This window comes from Cellvibrio sp. (assembly GCF_053579595.1).
The window spans coordinates 17,822-27,013 of the sequence record NZ_JBRFPI010000008.1; the positions used below are offsets into that span (position 1 = coordinate 17,822).

5 protein-coding genes are annotated in these 9,192 nt (G+C 46.2%); all 5 read right to left on the bottom strand.

Annotation, left to right across the window (positions count from 1 at the left end; all coding sequences use genetic code 11):
• Positions 1 to 43: 43 nt before the first annotated feature.
• Positions 44 to 3,205 carry a TonB-dependent receptor gene (locus ACWA6V_RS01175; protein WP_449520790.1) on the bottom strand — a complete coding sequence of 1,054 codons (3,162 nt, stop codon included), beginning with the start codon at positions 3,203 to 3,205 and terminating at the stop codon, positions 44 to 46.
• Between the two features lie 596 nt (positions 3,206 to 3,801).
• On the bottom strand, positions 3,802 to 4,305 hold the full coding sequence (locus ACWA6V_RS01180; protein WP_449520795.1) for a glutathione peroxidase: 504 nt from the start codon (positions 4,303 to 4,305) through the stop codon (positions 3,802 to 3,804).
• Positions 4,306 to 4,563: 258 nt separating this feature from the next.
• Complete coding sequence (locus ACWA6V_RS01185) at positions 4,564 to 6,210, bottom strand: carbohydrate-binding protein (RefSeq protein WP_449520791.1); 1,647 nt, start codon at positions 6,208 to 6,210, stop codon at positions 4,564 to 4,566.
• A 233-nt stretch (positions 6,211 to 6,443) separates the two neighbouring features.
• A complete protein-coding gene (locus tag ACWA6V_RS01190) occupies positions 6,444 to 7,541 on the bottom strand; it encodes an acyltransferase family protein (protein ID WP_449520792.1) in 1,098 nt (365 codons plus the stop codon).
• 114 nt (positions 7,542 to 7,655) lie between these two features.
• Positions 7,656 to 9,167 (bottom strand): tryptophan halogenase family protein, encoded by a 1,512-nt coding sequence (locus ACWA6V_RS01195; protein ID WP_449520793.1) that lies wholly within the window; start codon positions 9,165 to 9,167, stop codon positions 7,656 to 7,658.
• Between the last annotated feature and the right edge of the window lie 25 nt (positions 9,168 to 9,192).

Sequence of the window (9,192 nt, forward strand, 5' to 3'; positions counted from 1 at the left end):
GTATTTAATTGCGCATTTGATTTATTTTTTGCGACGGCACTCATTAAAGTTTTACAGTCATACCCAAGGTATAACGGCGCTCTTGCACCCAAAGAGACTGGAACTGATCCGCCATCTGCGCGTAACTTCTGCGATTTTGACCGGTCAAATTGGCACCGTTGAAACTGAATTCAAGATGATCGTTAACCCAATAGTTTGCGGAGAAATCCAAATAACCGGTTGCCTCCAACCAGTTGCCCAAATTGAGCTCAGCAGCATTAGTATTTAAACCGACACGTCCGAGATACTCCTCACTGCGCCAGTTGTAAGCCAGACGCAGGTTCAAGCCATCGCGGTCATACCAGAGAATTAAGTTCGACTGATGTTCGGAGTTTGACGGCAGAGGCAAGGCATTGCCTTCAATATCAATGTTGTTAGATTTACTTTTTGAGTAGGTGTAGTTGAACTCAAGCCCTGTCGAACTGAGAATTTCACCCGGCAAAAAGGTAAACGGTTGCTTGTATCCCATTTCAAAGCCGTAAAGATCAGAGGCTCCCACATTGCTAGTGGTATAAATATTGGCTGTGCGACCGCGATCAATACCATCTCCATCAGTAAATGGGCGCATCTCTTGAGTCTGCTCGGTGGATGTCTCCACTTCAATCAGGAATAAACCCGCAGCCAGCATGGCATTTTCATCAAAGTACCATTCAGTTGATGTGTTATAGACATTGGCATACCAAGGTTTGATGTAGGGATTACCGTCGTCATTGCCGCCGCCCACACAGCTCACCGATTCATTGCGCGTTTGACCGCCGCCAACTGGGATCTGGATAGGCTTACCGTTTTCATCCAACTTGTCGCACTGCTGATACCAAAGCACCAAACCAGAGCCCACATTGTTTAAATCATTGCGCGACGTAGTTTTTGATGCTCCCACGCGAACGACGACATCATCTTGCGGGAAAAAGTTCAGATTGAATGATGGCAATACATCATTAAATGAATGCTCAGTGGTCGCGGTTTCAGCAACAAACGCAATTTTTTGCCAATCGTCGTAACCTATGGAGTTATATTTATCTAATACATCTGGAACCACTGCGCGAATTACAGTGCGATCAGTGCGAATAAACTGCGCACCAAAATTACCTTTAAAAGGAATTCCGGCAAGCCCTTCTTCACTATTGAAATTGAATTGCGCGAATGCAGTCGCTGTCTCTTCGGTTACGTCGTAGGTATAACCTGGGTCGTTCGCTGTTTTAGTGCCAGGATATAACTTATTGAGGAATGCCAGAGGGTTATCCCATTCGGACGGATCCAGAGATGAAACGCCACCTTCAAATCCTTTAATGGGCCCAAAGTCAGTGAACACTGTGGTATTAGCTGCAGAGAAACCATTATCTACCAGCCCATTATCCAACAAGCCTGTTGGTTCTTCGGCGAATTCAAATTTGCGCCACTCAGGATACTTCTGCCAAATCTGATTACCGGTTCTCAACTTGTAGCGCTTATCAACGGGAACGCGAGGATCATCCCAGTTGGAGTAGCGAGCTGTTGGTGTCACGTAATAAAACTTGGTGTAATCCGCTTGGCGTTCGCCCCAACGCAATCCGCCTTCCACCGATTCCCAAAAATTATCATTAAATGAAAACTTTGCATCAACGCGAGCGACATTAAGAGTCGCATTGGTATCACTACCGTCAGCAAAACCTTGGTACTGCTTTAATAAATTTGCGTTGGAAAGATCATCATCAAATACAAACGAAGGAACATCGCGTGAATAATCTACAGTGACGCTATAAATATTGAGCGGATCTTTACCAGAAATACCATCTTCGTCTACCCACAACCACGCAGGAGTACCCTGTTGGAAGGTGGCTTTGCGATAATGTTTTTCAGCTTCTGCATAAATGTAACGCACGCTCGCATCAAAATTGTCACCATTGGTGTATTTCAATTGCAGGTTTGTATTAAGCGCACCTGTGCGATTGCTTTCGTTGGTGGAACTGGTTTGAAAGTCAGCCGCATCGATACGCGCAACGTTTAATGCGTGCAGAGAACGGTTTTGGGTTACACCATTTTTGTCAACGTAACTGAAATCGATGCTATCGCCAAACTCACTACCGGGAAGCAGTACGTTATACAACTGCTCATCGTAACCAATCAAAAGATCGTTGGTACCTTCGCGTGGAGCACGAACACCGTTGACTTCGTAATAATTAGGATTCGTGGCCGCATTAAAACCGACACTCACACCGCGATCATATTGCGCCATGCTGGTATAGAACACATCGCCGCGCAATGTAAAACCTTCTGCAATATTGGATTCAAACGTAAATGCACCACCTTCACGCTCGCGATCCATGTAATTGCTTTTTGCACTGAAAGATTCCGGCGTTAAATACCAGTCACCTACTTTGTCTCCATCTCCATCAAAATCGAGCGGGTCACGCGGAGTCCCTCCTCGCTGATCAAGAAATGCCAAGCGCGCATTTTCCCACATCGAGTAATTGGCATTGTATGTTGTGGAGTTAAAACCCGAGAGCGTAAATGCAAAGACATCATCAAAATTATTGCCCACAAAAATGCTGACGTTGTGGTCTGGATCGCGTGTGCTGGTTGAACCGTCTTTGTTGGTCTCCTTATCCGACATATCACCCATGGAGCCTTCAATTCGAGCGCGCACCATCCAATCTTTTAGCGTTAATGGGCTGAGGGTTTTCAAATCCACCAAGCCGGAAATGCCTCCGGCCAGCGAATTGGCTGATTGGGACTTGTAAACATCAGCACCAGAAATTAAACCGGCCGGTACATCCGAGTAGTTAGCGCCCACGCCGGTGATTGTCCATGGGCTCAGGAACTGCTCACCATTGAGCGTGGTCAACACTTGCGGCATACCACGCACGTTCAAGCTAGTACCTTCATTGGCCTCACGGGTAATTTGCACACCAGTCACACGCTGTAGCGAGTCGGTGATGGTGGTATCCGGCAACTTGCCAATATCTTCTGCCACAATCGAATCAACTACTACGGCCGAATTACGTTTGATATCAATCGCCTTGGCCTGCGATGCGCGCACGCCTTTTACGATCACTTCTTCAACCTGCTCATCGCTGGTTGCTGCGGCTGCCGGTTCCTGTGCGTATGCCTGTACACCGTAAAGTGCACAGCCTATCGCCAGAACCAGAGCTTTTTTTCTGGTGGTGATACCGCTAGGTTTGATCATCTTGAGCTTCCTCGTGTTGTTATCTTTTATAAAAATCGGGGGCAACGCTGTGCGAAAGCGCATTGGATGCAGCTCTCACCGCACATCCATGAAGGAAGGCGGAACGGGGAAATACCCTGGTTGTTTACAGCGCGAAGGTTCTCTAATTGCTTAAATTTATTGTGTTAAGTACCGCAATATCGAAAATAAATACTATTAATGCCATTTATTGGTATCAGATTATGGAAAGGATAATGAATTAAAATGTAATCGGTTTCAAGCTGAATTTGTGACCGGTTACACTAATTTATACGTCAAAATTAACGGGAGCTGTTCGATCAAAACTTACGAAACTTTATTTTTTAGTCTGAAATTGATTAATTTTAGGGCTATACAACCCTAAAACTTTCAATAAAAGAATAAAAACGTAGAAGCCACACGAAAGAATGGCAGAAAGAAGTAATAAGCGTTATTTGACGACAGCTAAAGAAGTCTAAAAAAAGAATACGGTTTCATTCATTTTTTGCAGATGGATGATCAAAATTCGGGCACAAAAAACCCGGCAATGCCGGGTTTGAGGTCAGGATCTAACTGCGGAAGTCAGGCGATAAGTGCGCTTACAGCAACTGCTCAATCGCCGCTGCCAGTTTGGGCGAATCCGGCTTGGTCATGCTGCCGAAGTACTCCACCAACTTGCCGTCTTTCCCAACCAGATACTTATTGAAATTCCACTTGGGTTCCTGCGCCTGTTCCGCCAGGGCTTTGAACAGCGCATTGGCATCTTTGCCAGTCACATGGGTGGGCGAGAGCATAGTGAAGGTCACACCGTAATTGAGATAGCAAATTTCAGCCGCTTTTTCCTCATCGGCATCTTCCTGCTTGAAGTCATCACTGGCGAAACCTACGACCACCAACCCCTTATCTTTGTATTTCTTATGCAGCGCTTCCAGCTCCTTGAACTGGGAGGTAAAACCACAGTGGCTGGCGGTATTTACGACCAGCACCGTTTTGTTTTCCATCAGCGCGCAGATATCGACAGAATCCTTTGAATGCAATTTACGATATTCGCCTTTCATATAATCCGGGCAGGCGGACGCGGCAGCGCTAACCAAGCTGACCATAGCAACTCCAAAGAAGGTAACCAGAGGGTTAATAAATGATTTCACAGCAGATTCCTCGCTAGACAAGTAGGTAAATAACTTACGCAGTGTATGCTTTTTTGGATGCGAGAAAAGAGTAAGCGCGGCCGCTTAACCAATCCTTACGAGTGTGGCGGCGCGCCAATAACAAACAATTAAAATAGAAAAACAAAAAAGCGGACCTGTAAACAGGCCCGCAAAGTCCGGGGGAGGAGATAAACCGAAAGTGAAACAACAGCGTTAAATTTTAGTAATGCGTATCCAATTGATATTCCAACCAGCTTGCGGTGCGTAAATACCTAGCGCGTAAGTGCCCGCCGTGACATTCACGTTGTGCGAAACGGTCGTCCAGTTTTGCCAACCACCGGTTGCCGGAATAGCAACTTGCCCCAACTGGATCGCGCCCGCATTTAAATCGAGTGATAAAACAGAACCGCTTGGACTGGCAACGCGATATTCCACTTTATAAGTACCACTGCTGGGGAAATTAATACTGGCGTAAGACATCCAATCACCCGCATCAATCCAACCAACATATTGCCCTGCACCGCCATCGTTAGTGGCATCGAGCTGCACACCACTCATGACCGAATAGGATTCAGCCTGAATCAAACGGGAAAATGCAGCAGGTGCGCTGGATGAAGAACGGCTGGAACTCAGCGGTGTACTGGAGCGCGAACTACTTGAAGCAGTTGCACCCACAACACCGTAAGGTGGCGATAATGTTTGGCAGGTTTGGATACCCACACAGTCCGCATTATTTTGCCACCCCCAACCGGAACTGATGTTGGTGCAGATAGCGTAAATCGTTCCCCACCAATTGCATTGCTGTCCGGCTGCAGTTGAACTGCTTGAGCTAACTGCCACACTGGAGCGGCTGGAACTGCTCGGGCGCGAGGATGCCGCAGGAATTGAACTGGTACTATTGCCATTAATATTTTGCACATAGCTAGTACCCGCTGCGCGCAAATTGGCAATTTTTTGCGGAATTTCTGTTGCAGGAACCTGGTTATTTTTTTCAAAGTAAACCCAATCCACATCTTCAAAATATTCGCGATAATTGCTGTTGTTGATGTAACCGCGCGTATTGCACGCCGCATCAAAACAGTCATTGCTAAACCACAATTGGAACATTAAATACATCGGATAATCCGGTGCAACAGCGCCACTAAATGATGTTTGATAAGCGCCATCGATATAAAACGAAATGAGTCCATCCTGCACTTGCATAACCAGTGTATGCCAACCTTGCAAACTACCCTGGGTGCGCGTAACACCGTGATTACTTTCATCCGACCAATCGACAATACGATAAGTGCCCGACCACATACTCGGTGTTGCCGAACCCGTCCACCAACCGCCGTTGGGTAAATATTCAAAATCAATTTCGCTGTAAGGTTCCGCGCCTTCAATGTAATCCGTCAAACCAAAAAAAGTTTCGATCGCAGTATCACCATCGGGACCAGTACTGGGTGCATCATTAAAATACATGCGCGCTGCCCAGGTGCCATTTTTATAAATTTGTTCGACACGTGCCACTTCCGCTTGCGACACACTACCGGTAGTGGAACGATTATTGACAATCGTACTACCGTTAATATTGGTGCTCGCCTTCAAGCGCATAAATTTATTGGCTGGCGCTGCCGGGTCGGTCACAAAAGAAATATTGTTAGTGCTCCAGGTTCCATTCGCCAAACCTGGGCCTCCTTCCCATGTGCGTACACGCCAGCCATTATTGGCAAGCTGCGTTGTGGTTGTATAACTAAAATCATCAAATAAAATTTGCTCCGTTTGGGCAACACCGGGTTGTGCACCTAAACACAATGCCAGCACACTGGCCGCACCCATGCAGCAGCTTTGCCATGCCTTAAAGTTGATAAAGTTCATTATTGTTCGCTCTCAAAAAATTTCATTGAAGTGTTCGCCCCGGATAATGACTGCCAACCAGATCCAAGGCTCATTGAACACGCTAGCACTGGCCAAAAATCGCAACAATGCACACCGTGAAAGTCGCACCTGCTCTGACTAAAGTCGAACTTCGCGGAAAAAAGTGAATCGCTTTTCCGCCAACCCAGTCACACCACGTTAAACATCAATAACGGTTCGTTAGGGATTAACAATTACACCTTGATAAATATTTTGTGGCGATACAACAGCAAACTAATAAACCAGAACAGCAGCACATGCAGCAATGCAAATACAAGCGATGCCATGGCGGGCGGAAACACCTGCGCAAGCCAGGTAAATAATGCGCTATAAAAATTTCCGCCCTCGCCCTGCATAGGAATAAATAGGTAAGCGTGCACCCAAAATGGCGCCAACATATAAATAAAAATGGAATTGGAACCGTAAATAATGAACGGCTGCGCCAACCACTTGAATTGTTTGATATCCACCAGCCATACAAACACAGCCAGTGCGATACAAAAATAACCCGCGCTATAAATCACAAATGAACTCGTCCAGAGTGATTTATTAATTGGCAGCCAAATACTCCAGAGCAATCCCAAGGTTATCCCTGCCAAGCCTAAAATCAGCAACATAAACAAATTTTTCATACGATCTTGTTGTGCCACTAAAAAACGCGTCAACTCAAAACCAATCAACACATTGACTACTGCAGGTAAAGTGCTGAGCAAACCCTCAGGGTCAAAAGGCACACCTTTTCCGTCATACATGTGCTCCGCACCGAGCACCCCCACATCTAATTTGACCACAATATTGTGGGTTAAGTTAAAGGGATTATCGCTGCCACCAATAACCAGCAACAACCAATAACCCACCAATAAAAGAGCGCCAATAATATAGACGTGGTGGCACTTTAGGCTGAGCACAATAAATGCCGCAATCGCATAAGCGAGCGCGATGCGCTGCAACACGCCCATGATCCGCAAATGTTCCCAGCCGCCTAGTACCGCATTAAAAATCAGGCCGAGCACAAAAATGATCGCTGCGCGCCGCACAATCATGAGCGCAATCGCGGGCGATAACTGCATAGATACTTTTTGTAGTGAGAAATACATGGCCGAACCCACTACGAATAGAAAAAACGGAAAGACCAAATCGGTAGGTGAACACCCATGCCAATCGGCATGCATAAAAGGAGGATAAACAAATTCCCATGAGCCGGGAGTGTTGACCAAAATCATCATTGCAATCGTTAATCCGCGCAGGGCGTCCAACGCCAAAAAGCGCGCAGGGGTAGTCATCTCAGGCATAGCAGTCCACTGTATTGATAATATTAATTTTTCGTCATTCCTGCGAACGCAGGAATCCATGTGCTGGATACCCGCATTCGCGAGTATGACAACAAGTGTATTGTTCAGAGTTTTTTAGCGCGAATTGGCCGCACAATGTTGTTTGATATAGTCCATATGCGTTGGCATAGCATCGGCAGCACGATTGATTACCGACTTGATTTCATGCATTAAACGCTGGAATTCCTGCTCTTCAATTTGATCTGCAAGCGGATGGTAATTTTTTGGGGTTAATCCCTGCCCTTGCATCACCGCAAACCAACTCACTTCATCAAATAACTCATTGTTATCGCGAAACAAACGCCCGCTGGATTCATACAGATCCAGTTTTTTCTGCAATGTATCCGGCACTTGCATCAGGCGGCAGTAATTCCAAAATTTGGAATCGGTGCGTTGGCTTGCCTTGTAATGCAAAATAATAAAATCGCGTACATAGGTGAATTCTGCGGTCAGCAATTCATTGTATTTATCGATAATGGCTTGGTTAAAATCCGCAGCAGGCAATAACGCAATTAATTTTGAAATGCTGGATTGAATTAAATGGATACTGGTTGACTCCAATGGTTCAAGGAAACCACTCGCCAAACCCATAGCCACACAGTTTTTATTCCAGAATTTACGCCGCATACCGGTTTTGAACCGGATAAAACGCGGCTCCGCTAACACATTGCCTTCAACACCTTCCAGGAGTACTTTTTTAGCTTGGTCATCACTCATATATTTACTGCAAAATACATGGCCATTTCCAGTTCGGTGTTGCAGCGGAATACGCCACTGCCAGCCAGCAGTATGTGCAGTCGAGCGCGTATAGGGTAATGGATCGGAAACGTTCTGCGTTGGCAGCGCCACAGCCGTATCGCAGGGCAGCCAATGTGACCAATCGTCATAGCCGGTGTTCATCGCCTGTTCGATCAACAAACCGCGAAAGCCAGTGCAATCAATAAATAGTTGTGCACCTAAACTCTCACCGGTTTTTAAAATAATTTTTTCGACAAAGCCATCATCGCTACGCAATGCCACTTTGGTTATCTCACCTTCTATACGTTCAACACCGCGCGCCTCGGCGAAGCGGCGCAAATATTGTGCATAGAGTCCGGCATCAAAATGGTACGCGTACGAAATTTGCGAGAGCGGTGAATTGGGAATCTTGGCGGGCGGCATAAAACGCCCGCGCAAAGCGGCCTGAATTGCAATGGAAAATTCGCTAGGGTCACGCGCGTGTTGGTTGGTCGCCTCTTTATTGGCAGACAAGCGCAGCCAATAGTTATAAAAACTCAAATAACCCATGTTCATGCCGTAGGCGCCAAAAGGATGGACGTAGCTATTGCCAAGGCTGCCCCAATTCACAAACTGGATACCCAACTTAAAAGTACCCTGGGTGTGTTTGATAAAATCATTTTCATCAATACCCAGCATCTGATTAAATTTTTGGATTACTGGAATAGTGGCTTCGCCTACACCAACAGTTCCAATCTGGTCGGACTCTACCAAACGAATGCGGCATTTATCTTTATAGACGTGTGATAGCGCTGCGGCGACCATCCATCCAGCGGTGCCACCGCCGACAATTAAAATATCGTTAATCATTTATCACTCCGGACACTTTATTTTT